At 39.8% G+C, this 21,705-nt stretch carries 17 protein-coding genes and 1 pseudogene; 1 reads left to right on the top strand and 17 read right to left on the bottom strand.

Annotated elements, in window-relative coordinates; all coding sequences use genetic code 11:
• Positions 1-252 precede the first annotated feature (252 nt).
• From manA to NON16_RS04115, 4 genes are all read right to left on the bottom strand, one after another.
• Complete coding sequence (gene manA / locus NON16_RS04130) at positions 253-1,209, bottom strand: mannose-6-phosphate isomerase, class I (RefSeq protein ID WP_257347338.1); 957 nt, start codon at positions 1,207-1,209, stop codon at positions 253-255.
• Positions 1,210-1,320: 111 nt separating this feature from the next.
• A complete protein-coding gene (locus tag NON16_RS04125; RefSeq protein WP_257347337.1) occupies positions 1,321-3,255 on the bottom strand; it encodes a PTS fructose transporter subunit IIABC in 1,935 nt (644 codons plus the stop codon).
• 857 nt (positions 3,256-4,112) lie between these two features.
• On the bottom strand, positions 4,113-6,065 hold the full coding sequence (locus NON16_RS04120) for a BglG family transcription antiterminator (protein WP_257347336.1): 1,953 nt from the start codon (positions 6,063-6,065) through the stop codon (positions 4,113-4,115).
• 240 nt (positions 6,066-6,305) lie between these two features.
• The gene (locus tag NON16_RS04115; protein WP_257347335.1) at positions 6,306-7,142 is read right to left on the bottom strand and encodes a MurR/RpiR family transcriptional regulator; all 837 of its coding nucleotides are present in this window, start codon (positions 7,140-7,142) and stop codon (positions 6,306-6,308) included.
• Positions 7,143-7,355: 213 nt separating this feature from the next.
• Here NON16_RS04115 and NON16_RS04110 point away from each other — a divergent pair, with 213 nt between their 5' ends.
• Complete coding sequence (locus NON16_RS04110; protein ID WP_257347334.1) at positions 7,356-8,777, top strand: YfcC family protein; 1,422 nt, start codon at positions 7,356-7,358, stop codon at positions 8,775-8,777.
• Positions 8,778-9,400: 623 nt separating this feature from the next.
• On the opposite strand, the pseudogene NON16_RS04105 reads toward NON16_RS04110, so the two are convergent.
• The 13 genes and pseudogenes from NON16_RS04105 to NON16_RS04045 form a co-directional block, all read right to left on the bottom strand.
• Positions 9,401-9,685 (bottom strand): annotated as a pseudogene (locus NON16_RS04105) (aldehyde dehydrogenase family protein); the annotation flags it as partial.
• Positions 9,686-9,718: 33 nt separating this feature from the next.
• Complete coding sequence (gene ade, locus NON16_RS04100) at positions 9,719-11,473, bottom strand: adenine deaminase (protein ID WP_257347333.1); 1,755 nt, start codon at positions 11,471-11,473, stop codon at positions 9,719-9,721.
• A 188-nt stretch (positions 11,474-11,661) separates the two neighbouring features.
• A complete protein-coding gene (locus NON16_RS04095) occupies positions 11,662-11,964 on the bottom strand; it encodes an XdhC family protein (protein ID WP_257347332.1) in 303 nt (100 codons plus the stop codon).
• Complete coding sequence (locus tag NON16_RS04090; RefSeq protein WP_257347331.1) at positions 11,930-12,775, bottom strand: XdhC family protein; 846 nt, start codon at positions 12,773-12,775, stop codon at positions 11,930-11,932. The genes NON16_RS04095 and NON16_RS04090 overlap by 35 nt, the downstream gene beginning before the upstream one ends.
• A gap of 6 nt (positions 12,776-12,781) precedes the next feature.
• Positions 12,782-15,088, bottom strand: coding sequence for a xanthine dehydrogenase family protein molybdopterin-binding subunit (locus tag NON16_RS04085; RefSeq protein ID WP_257347330.1), 2,307 nt, complete (start codon positions 15,086-15,088; stop codon positions 12,782-12,784).
• Entirely contained in the window at positions 15,075-15,944 is an 870-nt protein-coding gene (locus tag NON16_RS04080; protein ID WP_257347329.1) for an FAD binding domain-containing protein, read from the bottom strand. Before NON16_RS04080 ends, NON16_RS04085 begins: the two co-directional genes overlap by 14 nt.
• A gap of 147 nt (positions 15,945-16,091) precedes the next feature.
• Positions 16,092-16,685 (bottom strand): nucleotidyltransferase family protein, encoded by a 594-nt coding sequence (locus NON16_RS04075; protein WP_257347328.1) that lies wholly within the window; start codon positions 16,683-16,685, stop codon positions 16,092-16,094.
• A 5-nt stretch (positions 16,686-16,690) separates the two neighbouring features.
• On the bottom strand, positions 16,691-17,179 hold the full coding sequence (locus tag NON16_RS04070; RefSeq protein ID WP_257347327.1) for a (2Fe-2S)-binding protein: 489 nt from the start codon (positions 17,177-17,179) through the stop codon (positions 16,691-16,693).
• A gap of 77 nt (positions 17,180-17,256) precedes the next feature.
• Positions 17,257-17,727: a nucleoside deaminase gene (locus NON16_RS04065; protein ID WP_257347326.1), complete on the bottom strand. Its 471-nt coding sequence runs from the start codon at positions 17,725-17,727 to the stop codon at positions 17,257-17,259.
• A 654-nt stretch (positions 17,728-18,381) separates the two neighbouring features.
• Positions 18,382-18,522 (bottom strand): NUDIX hydrolase, encoded by a 141-nt coding sequence (locus NON16_RS04060; RefSeq protein ID WP_257347325.1) that lies wholly within the window; start codon positions 18,520-18,522, stop codon positions 18,382-18,384.
• A gap of 271 nt (positions 18,523-18,793) precedes the next feature.
• On the bottom strand, positions 18,794-19,990 hold the full coding sequence (locus NON16_RS04055; protein WP_257347324.1) for a MalY/PatB family protein: 1,197 nt from the start codon (positions 19,988-19,990) through the stop codon (positions 18,794-18,796).
• 58 nt (positions 19,991-20,048) lie between these two features.
• Entirely contained in the window at positions 20,049-20,468 is a 420-nt protein-coding gene (locus NON16_RS04050) for a hypothetical protein (RefSeq protein ID WP_257347323.1), read from the bottom strand.
• 244 nt (positions 20,469-20,712) lie between these two features.
• Positions 20,713-21,603, bottom strand: coding sequence for an endonuclease/exonuclease/phosphatase family protein (locus tag NON16_RS04045; protein WP_257347322.1), 891 nt, complete (start codon positions 21,601-21,603; stop codon positions 20,713-20,715).
• Positions 21,604-21,705: the final 102 nt, after the last annotated feature.

Below are 21,705 nucleotides of genomic sequence, written 5' to 3'. Positions count from 1 at the left end.
TACATTGCATAAATGACACCATTCGGGTAGAGAAAGACTATAGTCCGCTTTCTTTTTTCGACACACCCCTCACTTTAGAATGTTACGTAAATCAAGTTTCCAAAACTAAAGAAAACTCGGCGATTGCCGAGCCTTTAGGCGAAGTCAGAGCCGTAGTTGAACTTATACTATAGAAAGTATTTTTATACTTTCTTAACGTGTAAAAAAAGCCAAAACCGGTATCAGTTTTGGCAAACAGGATGGATCATGGAATTATATAGTCGGATGCGACACAATACATTCTGCGTCACCCTTTAAGGAAAAACGTTTTACGGTGGATGGTATGATGAAATGATCACCCTTGTTAAAGGTAGATGCTTCCCCATCCGTCCTGACCTCACCATTGCCTGAAAGCACACTTACAAGCAAATACGCCGGATTATCATATTGGTCTACTGTTCCATTCAATTCCCACCGATAAACCGTAAAATAATCCTCTTGGATCAGCTTTTGCTCATTTAATCCATCAAACGAGTTTTCTACAGGATCAAATGCCGCATCTTCATGTGGAATCATAGCGACATCAATAGATTTTTCAATATGAAGCTCCCGTGTATTCCCGGCTGCATCACGGCGATCGTAATCATAAACACGGTACGTTACATCAGAGCTTTGCTGTGTCTCAAGGATCATAGTTCCTGCACCAATCGCATGAATCGTTCCATTCGGTACATAGACAAAATCCCCGGGTTTGATCGTTACAGTTCTAAGTAGATCATCCCAACGATTTTCTTCTACCATTTTTCCAAACTCCGCTTTCGACTTGGCATGGTGCCCATAAACGAGTTCCGCTCCTGGTTCACAGTCGATGATGTACCAGCATTCTGTCTTTCCGTACGGCTCACTCTCTACTTTTTGAGCATACGTATCATCCGGATGGACTTGAACGGATAAATCAGTTTTTGCATCTAAAATCTTAACAAGTAAGGGAAACTCATCTCCTTCTTGATTTCCAAATAATTCTGGATGCTTATCCCACACCTGATTAAGCGTTTTACCTTCCAATGGGCCATTCAATACTTCACTCGGTCCGTTCGGATGAGCGGAAATCCCCCAACATTCACCTGTCGTTTCAGTTGGAATTTCGTAACCAAAGGCTTCTCTTAGCTTTGTCCCGCCCCAAATCCGGTCTTTAAATACTGGTTTCAAAAAGATAGGTTCATTATACAAACTAACACCTCGTTTATTCGCATTTACACAATTACTTTACCATTTAATAAGGGTAGGGTAAAAATTGAGGACCTATTTCGATACGAAAAGGTCCTCAATTTTTATTTGACATTATTGAATTTTCTCTAGCAGCTGATAAGCTTCTTCCCTTGTTTGTACATTCAACAATTGTCCTCTGAAGGATTCATCCATCAATTTGCGAGAAAGCAGTTGAAGGATTTTCAAATGTTCGTTTCCTTCACTTTGTTTCGGAACAGCAATCATGAAAATCAATTTGGCATCTGTTCCATCGAGACTATTCCAATCTACGCCATTCCGCTTAAGTCCAAACACGACACTAGGTTTCTTGACAGCATCCGATTTACCATGTGGAATGGCAATGTTCATTCCGATCCCTGTTGTGCTTTCCTTTTCACGATTTAAAATCACTTCTTTAAAATCCGTTATGGACGATAGGTAACCGGCTTTATCCAGCTTTTGAATCATTTCATCAATGACTTCATCACGGGTTGCACCTACTAAATCAATATCAACAAGATCTAAAGTTGTAATATCCGTCAATTTATTGATTTCCTCAGTTTTCACTACGTTTTGCTCTGGAATGGTTTCTAAAGGTTCTTGTTCTTCTTGGGCGTTTTCTTCAATAGGTGTGCTCTCTGGTTCAACATCTTTTTTCAAAACGTTGACCATTAGAGCAGTTACAATGGCCCCGGCAATCACCGCAACAAAGAACATGAACACATTATCTATTGCACCGAGTACGGCAACAATTGGTCCGCCGTGTGCGACCCGGTCCCCGACATGGCCAATCATCGCAATCACTGATCCTGTCATCGAACCGACCATGATGCTTGGAATGACACGCAATGGGTCTTGGGCTGCAAAAGGGATCGCACCTTCTGTTATACCGAATAATCCCATCGTAAATGTTGCTTTTCCAGCTTCCCTTTCCGTTTCTTGGTATTTCTTTTTATTAATAAACGTAGCAAGCCCCATTCCGATCGGTGGAATACAAATGGCCGCTGCGATCGGACCCATGATTTCATAGTTTCCTTCCCCGATCATTGCCGAACCGAATAGAAAGGCGACTTTATTGACCGGACCACCCATATCAAAGGAAATCATCGCACCGAGAATCAGTGCTAATAAGATAGAGCTTGTCCCTTGCATTCCTGCTAACCATGCTGTCAATACTTCGAATACTTGTGCAACAGGAGCTCCAATCAGAAACACAAACGCTAGTCCGACAATTAATGATGCAATGACCGGAATAATGATGATCGGCATGATCGGTTGAACTGCTTTTGGAACTTTGATCCTTTTAATAGCTAATGCAACATAACCAGCTAAGAAACCGGCGATGATCCCGCCGATGAAGCCGGCACCAGCTTCACTTCCATAAAAGCTTCCATTCGCTGCTATATAGCCTCCAATCACACCAGGAGCTATACCTGGCCGATCCGCAATACTATAGGCAATGAATCCTGCTAAAATCGGTACCATGAAGGTGAAGGATGCGCCACCGATCGCTTCGATGTGTTTCCAGAATGAATCTTCTGGTATCACGAGACCTCCTGGCGTTTTCTCTCCACCAAGCGTCAAGGCGATCGCAATCAACAACCCACCGACAACAATGAAAGGAACCATGTAAGAAACCCCATTCATCAAGTGGCGGTATATCGGATTTTCCTTTTTCTTCGATTTTGTCGGCAATTCCGAATTGGATCTTGGTTGATAGACTGGGACATCTCCACTTATGACCTTTTTGATCAACTGCTCAGGCTTGCGGATCCCGTCTTGGACCCCGACAATCAGAACCTTTTTCCCGATAAATCGATCTTTGTTGACCGCTTTATCAGCTGCGATAATGATTCCATCTGCTTCTTGTATCTCGATTTCGGTAAACTCATTTTCAACCCCGATCGAACCTTGGGTTTCAACCTTCATTTCAATTCCTAATTCGTTTGCTGCTTTTTGAAGATTTTCTGAAGCCATATACGTATGTGCTATCCCATTGGGGCACGATGTAATCGCTAATAATTTCATTTTTCACAACCTCCTGAATCTATTCGCAACCGCTTACATCTACTATACAGTGAAACGAAAGTTGTAAAAGTTCTTTTTACTTCCGCAACTTCCGGTAAATTTGTTTTTTAAAAGAAAACTCGGTGATTGCCAAGCCTTTAGGCGAAGTCAGAGCCGTAGTTGAACTTATACTATAGAAAGTATTTATACTTTTTATACATGTAAAAGAAAAGCTCAAAGCCCTTAATCTATACAACAAAGTTTCATACTTTCTCACCTATAACCACCTAAGAAAGAAACGGATCGGCCATCGTGTGGGGAATCCGTTCATTTTCTTGTACATTAGGAGTTTAAAATTTTTTCATCAAGGAATCAAGCGCAAAATGGGACTATTTTACTTTTCGTGGCCGATATATCGGATTCCGTGACCGATATAATTCAATCTGTGACCGAAATATCAGACGCGTGGCCGAAATAATTCAATCCGTGGCCGATATAACGGATTCCATAGTTTAATTAATGTTTTGGATGGAGGTTAAAGCATATTAAATCCCCAAAAAGGCATCTCAACTCAAACGTTATTTGACTTTCCCACTTAATTGGGTTGCAACGGATGAACTTTACATCGTTAAGTGGACGTTCCTTCGATTTATTCCTCGTAATTGTCCAATACGTCATCAAAATGCCCACTACAAATGTCAAAAAGACAACACCTCCAGGTCAACTTATAAATTCACAACACGCTTTTTTTTGTTTGTGGAAGATTCGAAGCGACGATCTGCGCACCGTGCGCTGGAGCTAGACATTGCATCTATGCATCCAAATTTAATACCTTTTTATCCGTAAAATAAAAAGCAAGGCTCGATCACCTTGCTTCCTCAATGGTTCAAATGGGATAAGAAATTCATGATATCTGTTTCTTTAATCAGCTTTTGTATCAATTCAGGCTGCTCACTGATTTGGGAGATTTCAACAAATAACCGTTTGATATCCTCATGTCCATCATTCTTGACTGCCAGCATAAAGATAAGCGATACATGTTCAGTACCCCATTTGATCGGTTCTTTTAAAGTAGCGATTGCAATGGCTGATTGTCTGATAAAACTTGGATGACCGTGCGGAATCGCAATGCCTGAACCGATTGTTGTCGCTGACATCCGCTCCCTGATAATCGAATTGGGGGTATATTCCTTCTCTACATAACCTTTCTCATAAAGAGAGTCCGATAATTTATTGATGATCTCATACCGATCTGTTTCTTCCATTTGTAAAAATACTAAAAATGGATTGACGTAATGTAAAAGAACAGATTCCTTTGAATCATCATAAATCGGATTGTCAAGACGTTTCACCAACTGCTCTAGCCGCTCTTCATCAGATGCTTCTAATAGAGGTGAGATGACAACATGTGGAACATCCAATTCTGGAAGTGAAACAGTACTGATCACAAGGTCAACAGGGTGTTTTTCCAAAAAGTGCTTTAGTTCAGACCTTGCGATACATGCGATCACATTCACTGAATGGAATTTCCGATCTATTTTCGTCTGTAATAGCTGAGACATTCCGATTCCCATATGACAAACGATCACCGCATCTTTCATGTTCCGATCATCATCTTTCAGTCTTTCGATCGACGCTTGAAAATGCAAAGTCAAATAGGCCGCTTCTTCTTCTGGAATTTCCAAGGATGTCATTTGATTGATCTCTTCTAACACATGAATGATCGTATCAAACATGTAAGGGTACATTTTCTTAATGTCATGGAGCATTGGATTGGTTACGGGAAGGTTATGTTTCAAGCGATTCAACGTTGTATATAGGTGAACCGTCAGTCCGTTGATCAACTCCGTGTCCTCATTGAAGTCAATCATATTCAACTCAGACATGTCATCGATCAATTGATATAGCACCATTGAAAGAACGGGATTATGCTCCGTCAGTTCATCTGTCTTATCTTTTCCATTTTCATGTAGATAACGAATCTTCCCCCCAAGAAAATGCAATCCTAAATAGACCCTCTCTTCTTCTGGAAAACGAACAGAAAAAAATGATTCCAGTTTCTTGAGAAATTCAATGACCCATATATATTCCTTTTTATCCTTCAAGAAAGAGATCTCCTCTTCAGAAATGGATATCGTTTGTTTCAGCTTTGCCCTTTTGATCATAAGGAGCGTATGTAACAATAACCGGTCAAACGTCTCATCAGTAAAATACAACGATTGTTTCTTTTGAAGCTCTGCTAATTCATTTTGAACAATCGTCACTTCATGTGTGGAGAACTGCTTTTTTATAAATTGATGCGTAAGTTCTATATTGCTGATCAACTCAGATAATCGAGCTAGTGCTAGTCTACGGTTTTTCTCCGTACCCTCCACAGTCAAACCTACTTTTTGTTTACTAACTAAAACTAGATCTTGCCTACCCATCCATGCCTCTATTTTATCAAGGTCTTTTTTGATCATCGTTTTACTTACAAAATATCTGCTCAGAAGGTCCTGAACAGTAACTGGTTTTGTATTCATCAAAAGGTAGTAGGCAATCTGAATGATTCTTTCTTCATCACCTTGTTCTTTAACTGGAAAACGGTCGAAATGTATTTTCTTGAACAATCTTGTCTTTTCACTATCGTCAATTTCTAAATGAACACCAAGGCCTGGTTTACGCACGAGTACGGCGGTTGAATGTTCCTCCAAGTACTGTTGAATCCGTTTCAAATCATTTCGAACCGTCTTTTCCGAACAATCCAAACTCTCCGCAAACTTTTTCACTAACCTATATTCATCAGAATGAGTAAATAGAATTCGGAGGATTTCCTTTTGCCTAGCATTCATGGTTTCACCTACTTTCGTCCGCGGCCTAATGTCATGTTTTATTCTGCAATTTTCCATTACTAATGATACGGTTCGCATGAGAAAAAGTAAAATACCCTACTAAGCCATAGTAATAGGGTATTTTCCAAAATTCTAATCACCGCTAAGTACGGTTGGTTTTTTCAATTTCCACAAAACCTTTTGCCGCCCTCATGACGGCCCTCCTCTAACTGCTGAGCACGAGAACAGTGCAAAAAAGCGTTACAGTTTGAATATATTCTTTAAACGATCTTTTTCGGTGATTTCTTTATTTTGTTTTGTACGTTCTGGTTCTTGCAAGGAAACACCAGAAACGAGTGCATTCAGCATGGAAAAAACAATTGGTGCAGTCTCTGAATGGGACCTATCAGCAAAATGCACTGTAAACAACAAATCTGCATATTCGGAGATGGGGGCAATACTGGAATCAGTAATACCAATAACGATCCATCCTCGTTCCTTGGCCTCTTCTGCAAGCAACAATGTTTCGATGGAATAGGCATGAAAAGAAAAGGCGATCAGGATATGTTTTTCTGAACCTGTTTCAAGATGGGCATCTAAATCAGGACGAAACAGGTGAGCGTTTATTCCAATCGAGTTAAGCGCATATGTGAGCCAATGTGCCATAGAAAACGTATAACGCAAACCAGAAACGATTACTCGATCAGCGTAGGACAAGTAATTAATTGCTTGTCTATATGTGTCTTCTGATACATTTTTAGCTGAAATCTCAATATTAATTTGGTCGTATTTCATCACTTGTTCATGAAAAGGAAGTTCCTTTTCATTCGAGTTTGTTGATCCATAATTTTGAAAGATCCTTTTTTGTTCAAAAACATGTTCCCGAACCTCTTGTTGGAGTTCACTATAACCACTGTATCCTAATGTACGGCATAATCTAATCACCATTGTTTCACTTACATCGATTGCTTTACCAACCTTTTCCGCTGAGTTAGCTGCAAATGCTGTAGGTTCCTTTAACAAATACTCAGCCACTTTTTTTAACCCTTTGGAAAGAGTTTCGTAATTTTGATCTATTCTTTCAAAGAATGTTGACATTAAAGCCTCCTAAAATAAAAGGATAAGATTCAAAAAAGTATTGAAATAAAGGAAATACTTTATTATAATTTACCACAACATCATACTTTTCTCAATTTTCCTATAATCCAAAAAATTACGACGATTAGGAGATCGGGAATTACCTTTAAGGAGGGAGGAGGACTTCTAAAAGAAATTTTCAAAAAATTCAAAGAAAGAGGGGTAACTTTTTATATGTCAAAAAATAAAGCTTCTTCACTAAAAAATAAAAAGCGATTTAATATGCCTGACGCGTATATTATAATGCTTGGAATCATGCTGTTAGTTGCAATTGCTACGTATATATTGCCAGCTGGGTCATTTGATCGAGAAAAGAATGGAGACATGACAACTGTTGTACCAAATAGTTATCATGCGGTAGAATCAAACCCCACTGGTATAATGGACTTCTTTTTATCTATTCCAGATGGTTTGGTTGAAACTGCTGGGATGATTTTTCTGGTTTTAATCATTGGTGGTACCTTTGCGGTAATCGAAAAAACAGGAGCTATCAATGCATCCATTATGAGAGCAGTAAATAAAACGAAAAATAGAGAGTACTTACTTATTATCTTTGTAGGGGTATTACTTTCTATTGGAGGGTTAACGGGGGCAATAGCCAATGCTGTTATCGCCTTTATCCCAATTGGAATCATTCTAGCAAGGGCATTGGATATTGATGCTATTGCTGGTGTTGCAATGATTAAGCTGACGGCATACGTTGGATTTAATACATCCTTTATGAGTCCCTTCACTGTCCTGTTGGCACAAGAGGTTGCTGATTTACCTTTATACTCAGGAATTGTTTTCCGTATTATTATTTATGTGGTTATACTGGCAGTCACACTGGCCTATATTTGTCTTTATATCAAAAGGGTTAAAAGTGATCCCACGAAGAGTCTGATGGGGGCGACAAGATTTCCTGAAACGGATGTCGAGGTTAAGGAAAATGTACGACTTGAATTCACTGGAAAACATAAACTTATTTTGAGCTTTGTAGTTGTTGCTATCGTAATTTACATTCTCGGTGCGTTGAAGTTAGGATGGTCCCTGAATCATATGGCCGCCATCTTTTTAATTATATCAGCAGGAACTGGTATTATTGCTAAAATGTCACCTGATGATGTTGTAAAAGAATTTATGGGCGGTGCTAGAAAACTTGTATACGGCGCACTCATTATCGGATTCGCACGTGCAATCGTTCTAGTGATGCAAAATGGAAAAATTTTAGACACAATTGTGCATTGGCTTGCAATTGCAATGGAACCTTTTTCCTCCGTATTTGGAGCAATTGCAATGTTTTTCGGTAATTCTCTATTTGCTTTACTTGTATCTTCTGGTAGTGGAAACGCGGTTGTTATGATGCCAATTCTTACACCGTTATCAGACCTTATGGAAATCCCAAGACAGGTTGCAGTTACGGCATACCAATTGTCAGACGGATTTATGAACAGTATTACACCGGCTTCAGGCGTATTATTGGCATGTTTGGCAATAGGAGGCGTTCCCTGGACGAAATGGGTTAAATTTATGTTACCACTTATCGGCATTTGGTACGCTATATCCATTATTATTCTAACAATCGGTGTTATGATTGGCTGGGGTCCTAATTACTAAAGTGCTTTCATTTGATTCAAATATTTCAAAGGAGCTATTGGTTCTAATAAGAACTAGTAGTTCCTTTTTTCATGTGCTATTTTTAGGTCCTATTGGATTTTTATTGTGTGAGATAATAAACAGGGTGAAGCTTATTTAACGGGTTTACTTGCGGAGTGCTAAACAGGAAATAACAGGTCAAATCACTTGTTCATTCGCATGTTTTTTCACCACTCAAGTCATATAAGGATTTGTCCTTCATAACCCAGATGAAGGACATTTTCCTTGTTGCCCAACCTGTTTTGTCCTTCATAGCTTAAATGAAGGACAATTTTCATCTTCCCCAACCCAGTTTTGTCCTTCATTGGCCTGATGTTGGACATTTCTCTTGTTGCCCGACCCAATATTGTCCTTCATTGCTCAAATGAAGGACAATTTTCATGTTCCCCAACTCAGTTTTGTCCTTCATTGGCCTGATGTTGGACATTTCTCTTGATGCCCGACCCAATATTTTCCTTCATTGCTCAAATGAAAGACAATTTTCATGTTCCCCAACTCAGTTTTGTCCTTCAAGCATTTATATTCCTTATATTAGAAGCTTATTAGGGTAGTTATAGGCTCTTATGGATAAGAGTAATTTTCCTCTTCCATCCAGAGAACGGGAAGAACGCCATCGGTGCTTGTAAGCCGATATTGACTCCAAGCATGCCGACCTCGATGTTCTCCTTGAAGTAACGGAGATTGCTGCCATCCTGTGTGAATAGGCACGCTCCGTTTCCGAAATCAGAATGGTTCGTCAATTCGATCGCTTTTTTAATACTATTCACACGTACGACAGAAAGGATCGGTGCAAAGATCTCATCCTTCCGAATTTTCATAAAAGGAGTCACATTATGAAAAATTGTTGGTCCGATGAAGTAGCCATTCTCATTGAACTCATCCGCTCACACCCAAAATTGTTACTAAAAAATTTCCTGTTTGTAATTCACGTCAATATGTTTGAATGTTTTTACGTCAAACAATCCTGTATCTGTTAGCCTTAGTTCTGGGATAACGGGAAGAGCCAAAAAAGATAAGGTTAAAAACGGATTGAATTCCATCGTACAGCCGATTTTCCTTAACGCCTTATTTAATTCCATTAACCTCTCATTTACGATTGATGATTGCGCTTCAGACATTAGGCCTGCTATTGGCAGTGGGAGAGAAGCCAATATTTGCCCGTTTTGAACGACTGCCAATCCACCATTCATTTGTGCGGTTACTGTTACGGCTTTTATAATGTCATCATCTGTTGTTCCTGCTGCCACGACATTATGGGAATCATGAGCGACTGTTGAAGCTATTGCCCCGTTTTTTATCCCCAATCCATTTATGATTCCTACACCAATATTACCTGTGTTTCTATGTCTTTCTATTACTGCTAATTTCAAAAAGTCTTTTTCTGTGCTGCTTTGGAAAAGGCCATTCATACAATCTACTTTTTCAATCAGATGTTTTGTCACAATGCTGTTTGGAATAATGCCAATTATGTTGGCCAAGCTGTCATCGGTAAGCTTAATTTGTAAGTGCTCGCTTGTAATCAGATTAAGCCTCATGCTGTCAATAATGGAAGGAGAAGGAGACGTTGTTGACTTTGTCCTTGCAGCCATTTCTCCGTTTTTGGCCACGAGCTTCCCACTTTTAAATACCAAATCAACTTGAATATTTTTAGGATCATCAATAATTAAAAAATCGGCTTCATATCCCGGAGCAATGGCCCCCTTATGTTTAAGGCCGAAGCATTCTGCTGCATTCAAAGTTGCCATTTGTATAGCGAGAAGAGGGTCTAAACCTTCTCTAATGGCCACCCGTACATTATGATCGATGCTGCCTTCACTGATGATGTCATCTAGATGTTTATCGTCGGTTACAAACAGACAGCGGCGGGCATTTTTCTCATTAACAGCTTTTAAAAGGGTTGTTAAATCTCTTGCGGCCGAACCTTCCCGCAGCATGACGTACATTCCTTTACGCAGCCGGTCTAATGCTTCTTCAGAAGTTACACATTCATGATCAGTTCGGATGCCTGCAGCCATATAAATGTTAATACCGTCTGAATCGATTCCCGCGGCATGCCCATCTATCCTCTTTCCTTTTAAAGAGGCAGACACAAGCTTGTTAAGCATTTTTTCTTCATTATGGAAAACAGCCGGGTAATCCATTACCTCTCCAAGCCCTAGGACTCTTGGATGCGCATAAAACGATTCCAATTGTTCATCATTTAATACAGCTCCCGCGTTTTCAAAAGGTGTGGCAGGAACACAGGAGGGAAGCATAAAGAAAACATCTAGCGGAATTCCTTCAGAGGATTTGATCATATATTCTATACCCAGGGCTCCACTGACATTTGCAATTTCATGAGGATCTGCAATGACAGACGTTACCCCATTTGGGAGAACAACATTAGCAAATTCTGCTGGTGTTATCATTGCAGACTCAATATGAACATGCCCATCAATTAATCCAGGGGCAATGTATTTTCCTGAGACATCTATTGTTTCATATCCTTCATATCTGCCAATCCCGGCAAAATAGCCATCTGCAATGGCTAAATCCCCTTCCAAAGTTTCATGAGTAAAAACATTAATGATTTTCCCGTTTTTTATAACAAGATCGGCAGGAGTTCTTTTAGCTGCCACATCAATTCTCTTTTTCAGCTGTTCAATTGTTTGCTTCAACAAGGACTCCTCCTTTTTTAGAAGTAAAGAATGTATAAAATATTTGCCGCATCGATGTAATGTCCAGCTACAGCGACCAACCACTTGGATCACTTCAGCCCTCCTGCGGCGGCGACAGCCTCCTCGTCGTTCTGAAGTGACCTTCGTGGCTAAGCAGGGCGCTTCCGCTTTTCTTTTACGTGAATGGTTCACAGCGGTTCGATAAATATATCCATTATGCCTCCGTCTTCATAAAGCAGCCCGCTTGTAAGGTCCACACGATGCTGAGCAGGAAGGTTTGATTGAAGTACCTCAATAGCTTTTTCAATCACCGCTGCTTCACCGCAGCCACCGCCGATCGTTCCTTCAATTTTTCCGCAATCAAAGATAATCATTCTGCCGCCTGCTTTGCGGGGGGTAGAACCTTTTGTGCGAATAATGGAGGCTAATGCTGCTTTTTCATCCCCTTTCCTAATTTCAATTGCGCGTTTTATGAGTTGCAGCTGCTCCATTTTGACCCCCCTCTTGAAACCCAAGCTTGGCGTATTTTTTTACTTTTTCACTTAAGGAGTGACCGGATTTTTGATTTTTCACTTTTAAAATTTCCGCCATTATGCTCACTGCAATTTCAGATGGGGTCTGTGCCCCTATATCAAGTCCAACAGGGGTATAAAGCTGGTCAAAACAATCATCAGGGAAGTCCTGTTTCAGTTCTTCAAAAACGCCGGATATTCGCCTTCTGCTGCCGATCATCCCAATATAAGCTGGTTTTTCATTGCGTTTTAATAGCTCTCTTAAACTCAAAACATCAAATTTATGTCCTCTTGTCAGCAGGAGAATATAGGTTTTATCAGATAATTTGACAGTTTGAAAATAGTGGAGATAGGACCTGCAAATAACCTGATCTGCAAGAGGGAAACGATCCCTGCTGGCAAATTCTTCCCGGTCATCCAGTACAGTGACAAAAAAGCCAAGCATTCTTCCCATTTCTGCAACCGGTTCACAAACATGGCCTGCACCGGCAATAATTAAGTGAATGGGAGCAGGGAAATATTCTGCAAAACACTCTATTGAGACCTCGTTCCACTGCAAATGTATCGTGCCGGACCGCTTTTTTTTCATTAGCTTTTCGCACTTTTCTATCAAACTTTTGTTCAAATCTAACGAAATAGGGTCTTCAGTATAAAAATCTCCATCAGGCCATAATAGTGCTTTAGCGCCAATTAATTGCTTTTCAGGATGGCTGGTAATCGTTAATAAGAATGTATCTTTTCGCTCATTAAGCGCTTCAGTGAGTTTTTCATACATACTCTCATTCATCATTTCGGGTCACCTTGCAGATTGGATATTTTCATTTTTTAAGGCTTTTAATGCATTAAAAACTCTTTCTGGTGTTGCAGGAAGATGCTTGATCCTTGCGCCTGTTGCATCATAAATAGCAGACATGATAGCTGGAATAATCGGGATCATTACAACTTCTCCAATACCCTTCGCACCAAATGGCCCTGAATGTTCAGCTTCCTCGACTGGAAATGTTTCAATTAGTGGAGTTTCTCGAATGGTAGGGATGATATAGTCTGTGAAATTTCGTGTTTTATGATAGCCTTCTTCAATTAATACATCTTCGAACAATGTGTACCCAATACCCATAACAGCTCCGCCTTCTGCCTGGCCCTCTAGTCCCTGCGGATTTATCACCTTGCCGGCATCAGGAATAGATACAACTCGAAGAACGTCTGTTTCACCTGTTAATGTATCAACCTCTACCATCACAACATGTGTCAGATAGCCGTATATATGATGTGGTGCTCCGCCTGAACCTTCAATTTCTTTCTTTTCTTTTGGAAGGAAGAAGTGACCTTCAACTCGAGTTTGTTTCCTTTTTTGATAGAGGTAATCAAATATAGACTGATATGTTAGACATGATCCGTTTGCTGCTATACGATTAGGATTAACTTCTACTTTTGATGCAGGAACCTCAAGCATTTCTGCGGCAGTTTCCGTAAGTAGTTTAAGCATATTTGGTGCTGCAGCAGCAACAGCTCTGCCTCCTGTATAGGTAGAACGGGATGCGGTCACAGTACCTCCGTCAATCGTCTTGGATGTGTCGCCTTGAACCACTTTGATTTGGCTTATATCACATTTAAGGATTTCAGCGGCTACTTGTGCATAGACTGTGCCATTTCCTCCGCCGATTTCTTCACAGCCAACTGCAACAAGGAATTTTCCGTCAGGCAAAAGTTCAATGGATGCTGCGCCATAATCAGGCAATCCTACTCCCATGCCAATTCCATGAAAGGAGGTAGCGAGGGATACTCCTCTTTTTTTCCAAGGTTCACTGACATCAGCTTTGTATTTTTCCCTGTTTTTCCATAGATCACAATTTTCTGCGGTTTCAAGGGTTTTATAAGTACCTACGCTCGTTTTTACGATATGCCCTAAGCTTGAAATTTCTCCTTGGTGATAGACGTTTTTCTTGCGAATTTCGACAGGGTCTATACAGAGCATCTCCGTAATCATATCTAAATGAGTTTCAATGCCCATACAGACTTGATTGACTCCAAATCCTCTAAAAGCTCCTGCTATCCCATTATTCGTATATACACAAAACCCTTCCAGGTTTACATTCGGTATTTTATAAGGACCACATGAATGTTCAATTGCAAGTGCAATAACCTCTCCGCCAAGCGATGCATAAGCTCCTGTATCAGCAACAGCCCTAACTTCGTTCGCTAATAAAGTGCCGTCTTTTTTCGCAGCTGTTTTCATATAAACCTTGAAAGGATGCCGTTTTATCCCTGCAATGACCGATTCTTCACGGCTGTAATGAATTTTTACAGGACGGCCATTCGTATGCATAGCTAGAAGAGCGAGGTATATCTGGACTGTTATTTCATCCTTTCCGCCAAAGGCTCCTCCGATTGGACTGGAAATGACTCGAATCCGCTCAGGATTGTAAGCGAGCGCACGTGCGATTTGCATTCTGTCGCGATAGGCATATTGGCCAGGACAGCGAATGGTGATGAAGCCTTCCTCATCCATTACACCCCAGCCGCCCTCTGTTTCAATAAAAGCATGCATTTGGCGGGGGGAGTAATAGGTGTTTTCAACGATAATATCTGCTTCCTGAAAGGCTTGATCAACCTCACCATTTTTGATTTTTACGTGGCTGTGGATATTTCCGTCAGGGTGGAGGTTTAGAGCTGTTGGTAACATAGCCTTTTCAGCATCTGAAATCACTTCGAGCAGTTCATAGTCCACCTCGATTAATTCAAGGGCCTGTTCTGCAATTTCCAGGGTTTCTGCCGCAACCAAAGCAATCGCATCAGCCGTACACCGGACGACTTTAGAGCATAGTACCGGCTGATCGGGAATAACGATACCGAAGCCGTTAAATCCAGGGATGTCTTGATGGGTAAGAACCGTTACAACACCGGACAGTTGTTCAGCCTTTTTTGTATTTATTGATTTTATCTTGGCATGAGGGTATTTTGCGCGAAGAACTTTTCCCCACAGCATATTGTCGAACTGGTAATCGGTCATGTATTTTAATTCACCTGTCACCTTTTCGGGTCCATCAATTCGTTTGACCCTTTTTCCTACCCAATTCAAGGCTTCTGTATTATTTTTCTCCATCGTTTTCCCACCTCCTTAAAAGTCGATATAATCCGCGTTCGAGCAGCGAGCTTGCCATATCTCTCCGGTATGCGGCAGTTGCTCTTCCATCCGTTATCGGCATCACCTCTTTCCAGGCGATTTTTCCGATATTTTGAATTATTTCATCTGTCAAAGGCTGCTGTGTCAATAATGCCTCACATTTTTTTGCCCTGATAATGGTGGGTGCTACGGCCCCAAAGGCAATTTTTCCGCCCAGGCATTTGCGATCCTTACCCATTAAAAGCGAAATAGCTACATTCACGATCGAAATAGATTGTGCTTTTCTTGGACCGAGCTTTTGAAAAATACCGATTTCATTTGCTTTTTGAGGTGGGATTATAATGTTTGTAATCATTTCTTTTTTCTTTAAAATGGTTTTACCTGGTCCTATAAAGAATTCTTCGATTGGTACCAGACGTACAGAAGTAATGGAGCGCAGTTCAAATACTGCACCGAGTACATAAAGTGCTGGGATGGTGTCCCCGGCAGGTGAAGCAGTCCCGATATTTCCCCCGATTGTTCCCATATTTTGCATTTGAATTGCACCTACTTCACGGGCAGCCTCCACTAATACATCGGCTTTCTTTTGAAGCAGGGTGTGGCGAATGATATCAGTGTGTGTTGTTAATGGTCCAATGTGGATGGCACCGTCCTTTTCTGAAATGTAACGCAATTCATGTATACCTTTGATGTTTATCCAAACTTCTGGACGCCATTTTCCTTCCTTCATCCTCACTGCTGCATCAGTTCCGCCCGCTATCAATCTATGGTCAATGCTTTCATCGGATATCAGCTTTAAGCATTCTTGTAAAGAGACAGGGGAGACGAGGTCCAATTTCAGAGATTAGCATGGTGAACGGTCCTCCTTTATTGTTGTTTTAAGAGGTTGTTCAAAAAATCCGGAGGCTCACAGGATGTGAGTCAGTTCGACGTTGTCACAGGACGTGACGTTTTTAGTTGAACTTCAGAAATCTCGGCTCTTTTAATCCTCCTTTTTGAACACGCACTTTAAAGCCATTTGATAATCATCCGGGGTGTTAAGATTTAGTAGAATTGCTGGATTGTTTACAGGTACCTCCATAACAGTATCTTTATATTTTTGAAAAATGCTCCTAAGACCCATAGTTTCTTCATTGATGGTGAGCAGATCATTGTGTAATGACCCCGAAAAAAGAATGGGATGGCCTCTTTTTCCGAGGAAAACAGGCACTGCAATGGGGTGACCACTACCTGCTAGTGTTTCAGAAAGACTATTAATGGTATCAGTGTCTAAAGGCTGATCTAATGCTGCTATTAAAATATTATTTTTGGGATTTTTCATAGCTTGAAGTCCAGATAAGATTGAAGAGCATTTCCCGAATGGATAATTTTTATTGAATTCCATCCTTACTAGAAAATATTTTGCTAGTTTCATAAATTGTTCTGCGACTACGACAATGATTTCTTCCACGGAAGACTTTTCTAGTGTCATTAGCTGGTGCTCAAATAATGTTACCCCCTTCCAAGGAAGGAGACCTTTTAATTTGCCCATACGGCTTGACTGTCCGGCTGCAAGAAGAATGGCGGTCACACCCATTAACTCTATACTGTTCCTAGCTCTTTAAGATTCTTCTCCGCTGCTGTTTTTATAGCCTGAATGATTTTCGAATATCCGGTACATCGGCAAAGATTCCCGCCAAGGGCAGTCTTAATTTCATCAACAGAAGGAACATAATCTACGTCATTGAGAAAAGCCTTTGCGGATACGATGATACCTGGAGTACAGTAGCCACATTGTGTTGCGCCTTCTTCAATAAAGGACTCCTGTATATGATCCAGATGAGGAGTTAATCCGACCCCTTCACAAGTAATTACATTTTGATTTTCCACCTGCCCAACGAGAATCAGACACGAACAAACCACCTCATTATTAACAAGGACCGAACATGAGCCGCATTCTCCTTTACCGCAGCACTCTTTACTTGCTGTCAAATCCAAATCTTCTCTTAGAACATCCAACAGTGTTTTAGCAGGATGGCAAGTAATAGAGCAGGGAGCATCATTAACAGTAAAAAGAATTTTCCTCATCATAAAACTCCTCCAATTTACACAAAGATAGATTTTATCAAATCTGAAATACCCATCAACAATGGCAATGGCTCCAAAGATTAGTAATGTTTTTTATCTTTTGATTTTTCCCATGTTTTAAACGGTAAATCAAATTGATTTGGAGAAATTTGTTTCATAGTAATATTACGCTGGTCAATTGGAAGGGAAAGCTGTTCATAAATAAACTGATCGTCGAAACCTATTTTCGCCGCATCTTCCTTCGTACATGCATAATAAACAGCTTTTGGCCTCGCCCAATAGATTGCTCCGATACACATCGGACAAGGTTCACAACTCGTATAGATCTCACAATCGATAAGCTGGTAGTCGTTTAAATATTGGCAAGCTGCCCTTATGGCCTGCACCTCAGCGTGTGCAGTTGGATCATTTGATGCTGTTACCCCATTTCGGCCGGTACCAATTATTTTACCGTCTTTAACAACAACGGCTCCAAATGGTCCACCGTGGTTGGACATGACATTTTCTAAAGCCACTTCAATCGCTTTTTCCATAAAAGAGAAACCTTTCATATAACCACTCCTCGGTTCATATGATGCATTTATGCTAATAAATACGACTTAGCAAATAGAAGTATTACATAAAATAAGTTACATAGTTTTGTCGTGGAAGCCAAAATAAATGAGATTTTCGTATTTGGCCCAGTACTAGTGTAACCTGGGCAAAGTAGATTGAAATATTGGTAGGCTTAATGAGGAATTGTTTTATTGAAGCAGATGTTTATTATGATGAATTAGGACTCACATGGTAATTTCAAAAGGTTTATTTTTGTCGTTCAGTTGTTGGTTTTCCCCCATAAGCCTTCTTCATACGAATAGGTTATTGCCCCATTTTGTCGGGTAGAAGGGCGACCTCTTAGTCACTGTCCCCCCTAAGAACCGAACGTGTCAGTTTCCAACATACGGCTCAAGCATGCCTTTTATCCAGTCTGGGCTAGATTATTGAAATACAGCCTTTAATTTCAGGTACGGCAATAGTCCAGAGTATTTCCACTATGAATAACCTTATTCTAAGTTCTACCAAATTCTTAAAAATCCCTTCCCTTTTTAATAAAATGGCTCTTTAGTTGAATGAATAAGGTTGCAAATTTTCGGTATCCAATTCATTTGCACTACACCAGAAAAACTTTAGATGAGATTCGCTTGATTTTGGGATATAATTTGTATTTAATTCATCGCTTTAACCTTAAATACTTGGTTTATTTCGCAATGTAATATACCTTGTTTCTCCCATTTATGTTTTACTAATCTAAGGAAACCACCTACTGTACACTTAATACCTAATTCTTCTTTAATTTCTCTTATCAAGCCATCTTTTGAACTTTCCCCAAATTCAATGTGACCACCGGGTAAAAAACGCCTTTCGAGGGCATCATAGACGGCGTATGGTTCCCTTATCCTGGGGCATCATTGACTCCATACGAATACCTTATTCTGTAAAAACAGACCATCCTCCTCTAAAAGACCGAATATATCGACCACGGGTAGTAATAATGCACGGCTGGCTCACAATAATCTATACAAAAAGCCCAATTCCTCCGCATAAAAATTGAGAAATTGGGCTTTTCCATTAACAGGTTTATGTTTGATTGATGTCTTCGAATTCTCTTGCGATTCTTTCAAATGCTTCTTTTATAATTGGCCTAGGAGATGGGATACAAATTCTCTGATAGTTTAATCCCTCTTCTCCAAACATATTTCCATCTTCCAATAGAACATTGGCTTTGTTATAAATACGATCATGAACTTCTTCTGGAGATATGCCATAACCACTAAAGTCCATCCACATAATATAAGTGCCTTCAGGAATCCTCACTTTGACTTTAGGCATGCTTTCTGCTAAGAAATTTTTCACAAATTCCATTGTGCCATCTATATATTCTTTCAATTGTTCTAACCATTCTTCCCCTTCATTATATACAGCTATGAGTGCAGATATAGTAAATGGTGATGGTAATTGCATTCCCAATACGCCCCTGAATATTTCTCTCAGCTCTGGATTTGGAATGATTACATTCGTACAATGAAGCCCTGCTACATTAAATGTTTTGTTGATTGCTGTAAACGTGATAATATGATCCTCATTTTTCGCAGCTTTTCCGATTGGAATAAAGGTTTGATCACGTCTAATTAAATCTCCGTGAATTTCATCTGCAATGATGAGCACATCATTTTTTGCACAAATATCGGATAATTTTTTAAGCTCATCTATATTAAAGACTCTTCCTGTTGGATTATGAGGATTACATAAGATGAACAGTTTCGTATTTTCTTCTTTTGCTTTAGCTTCAAAATCCTCAAAATCTATCGAATAATACCCATCGTCATCACATTTAAGCGCATTATTCATTACTTCTCTTCCATTACCTTCTATCGCTGGTGTAAATGGTGGATAAACTGGACGTTGAATAATGATACCGTCCCCTGGACCTGTAAATGCTTTCACTGCAATATTCAACGCATGAACAGTACCTGGGCTGTAGATGATTTCTTCACCCTTGATATCCCAATCATGTCTCTTTTTAAACCAATGTTGAATCGCTTCAAAGTACTCATCGGGTAATACAGAATAACCAAATATTTTATGATCAACCGTTTTATGCAATGCATCTAATAATGGCTGCGGTACGGGCAAATCCATGTCCGCTGTAAATAAAGGTATCGTTTCTTCGTCGTATCTTTCAGTAAGACCCACCTGTTTTATAAGATCTCCGCCATCCCATTTAAGTGAATATGTACCTCTCCGATTTATAATTTCATCAAAGTTATATTTCATATTGACTACCCCTTTTCATGTTTAATCAACTTAGCTCAAACAGGTGATTTTTTATTTATCAGTGCTTTAATAGTAGCTTATCTAAATCACGGAAACTATCATATGACTCTAATAGTTGTTCAGGTACCACCGTTCTCCCAAATTCCCAAGCGTTCGCCTCTATTTTAGAAGTAAGGTCTTCTTTTTCTTCATCGTCACCAAACATCAGAATTCTTAAATCATATTTGTTTTTCTTATAATCTAAATAATAACCAATCATACGATAAACAATAAGTTTAACAAAGTTTTCTTCTGTCACTTTAATATTGATTTTACTTTTATAACCGTTAACTTGAAGGTAGTTAAATTTGATCGTATTTGTTGATACGTTATAACTCATAGGCACAGAAAGACTATTGTCAAAATCATAATTGATTTCTAAATTGAGCTCCTGTAATGTATTTTGAATAATATTTTCGATATTCCATATGTAAAGCACCTTATCGATCACTCCATTCCAAAATAGCTATGTATCCCACAATTCAATTTTAGTTCATTACCCCTTTTCTACGGGACGCAAATGTAAAAAATAATGGGATAACTTTTAGATTAAATTAACTATACATTCTGCAAGTGAATACGAATCCCTTCTTATGTTATCGTACTACTAAATCAAAGCACAATGATTTTGTAAACAAAAAAACCGCTAGTCTCTTAATAACTAGCGGTCAAGTTTTTCCTGATTATTTATCGTCTCCATTATTGTATGGTTTTTCTCGCTCCAAAACGATTTCTGCGGTCAATGGAAGGTGATCAGAAGCGTTGGTTGAAATCACTTCTGTTTCTCCCGTTTCAATATTATCGGACGTAAAAATGTAATCGATTCGCTTAGATGGGTCTTCTGCCGGATACGTGTATGCTTCTGGCGTTTTTGCAAAAGCATCTACATAATTAGCGTACATCAGCTTCATTTCATTGCTTGTTGGAGTCGCGTTCAAGTCTCCCATGATCACTTTTGGTCCCTTTTTTTCACCAGCGATTTCGATTATTTCTTTCAATTGAATTTCACGCTCTGCAGAAGTTAACGCCAAGTGCGTGTTATAGAAATGCAAGTGATTCCCTTTTACATTGATTGTTGTTTCCAAAAGACCACGTTGCTCTGTGTTCCCGATCTTCGTTAGTAGATGATTTTCAGACTCGATGATCGGATATTTGCTTAAAACAGCAGTTCCATACTGACGACGGTGCCCTCCCACTTCTAAAGGTTCGCGGTCAAGGTTAGGTGCATATGTATAGAACATTCCGAGACGCTTTGCCAGCTCTTTCGCCTGGTCTTTAAAATCGCTCCGTTCTGACCAATGATTGTCCACCTCTTGCAAGCCAACAATATCCGTATCAGAATCCTCAATGATTCGTGCAATTCGCTCTAAATCCAAAACACCATCAATTCCTTCAGCATGATGGATGTTAAATGACATTACCTTTACGTTTACCGGTCGTCCATGTTTCTCATCATCTTCCTCCGCATTCACATTGCTTCCGAAACCGGTCATGGAAACGATCATTAAGGCAACAATCAAAACCATCCATACCTTTTGCATGTTGAGTTTCCGTCCATTCTCTTGAATTTCCATTCCTACTCTCCTCCTATCTATTCAGGTTCATCATAAATAAAGTCTATAAACTTCAAATTAAGGAAGTGTACGGGTTTTGTTAATTTTATGAACCTTTTAATG

This window comes from Pseudalkalibacillus decolorationis (genome assembly GCF_024609785.1).
In the GTDB taxonomy this organism is placed as follows: domain Bacteria; phylum Bacillota; class Bacilli; order Bacillales; family Fictibacillaceae; genus Pseudalkalibacillus; species Pseudalkalibacillus decolorationis.
The sequence above is the reverse complement of the archived record's forward strand: the minus strand, read 5'-3'. Positions and strand labels throughout refer to the sequence as shown.

Coding starts and splice junctions, on each gene's coding strand:
- NON16_RS04125 (WP_257347337.1), bottom strand. CDS start 3,255: ATGAAATTATTAGCGATTACATCGTGCCCCAATGGGATAGCACATACG.
- NON16_RS04120 (WP_257347336.1), bottom strand. CDS start 6,065: ATGAATGCTAGGCAAAAGGAAATCCTCCGAATTCTATTTACTCATTCT.
- NON16_RS04115 (WP_257347335.1), bottom strand. CDS start 7,142: ATGTCAACATTCTTTGAAAGAATAGATCAAAATTACGAAACTCTTTCC.
- NON16_RS04110 (WP_257347334.1), top strand. CDS start 7,356: ATGTCAAAAAATAAAGCTTCTTCACTAAAAAATAAAAAGCGATTTAAT.
- NON16_RS04095 (WP_257347332.1), bottom strand. CDS start 11,964: ATGGAGCAGCTGCAACTCATAAAACGCGCAATTGAAATTAGGAAAGGG.
- NON16_RS04090 (WP_257347331.1), bottom strand. CDS start 12,775: ATGATGAATGAGAGTATGTATGAAAAACTCACTGAAGCGCTTAATGAG.
- NON16_RS04085 (WP_257347330.1), bottom strand. CDS start 15,088: ATGGAGAAAAATAATACAGAAGCCTTGAATTGGGTAGGAAAAAGGGTC.
- NON16_RS04075 (WP_257347328.1), bottom strand. CDS start 16,685: ATGGGTGTGACCGCCATTCTTCTTGCAGCCGGACAGTCAAGCCGTATG.
- NON16_RS04070 (WP_257347327.1), bottom strand. CDS start 17,179: ATGATGAGGAAAATTCTTTTTACTGTTAATGATGCTCCCTGCTCTATT.
- NON16_RS04065 (WP_257347326.1), bottom strand. CDS start 17,727: ATGAAAGGTTTCTCTTTTATGGAAAAAGCGATTGAAGTGGCTTTAGAA.
- NON16_RS04055 (WP_257347324.1), bottom strand. CDS start 19,990: ATGAAATATAACTTTGATGAAATTATAAATCGGAGAGGTACATATTCA.
- NON16_RS04045 (WP_257347322.1), bottom strand. CDS start 21,603: ATGGAAATTCAAGAGAATGGACGGAAACTCAACATGCAAAAGGTATGG.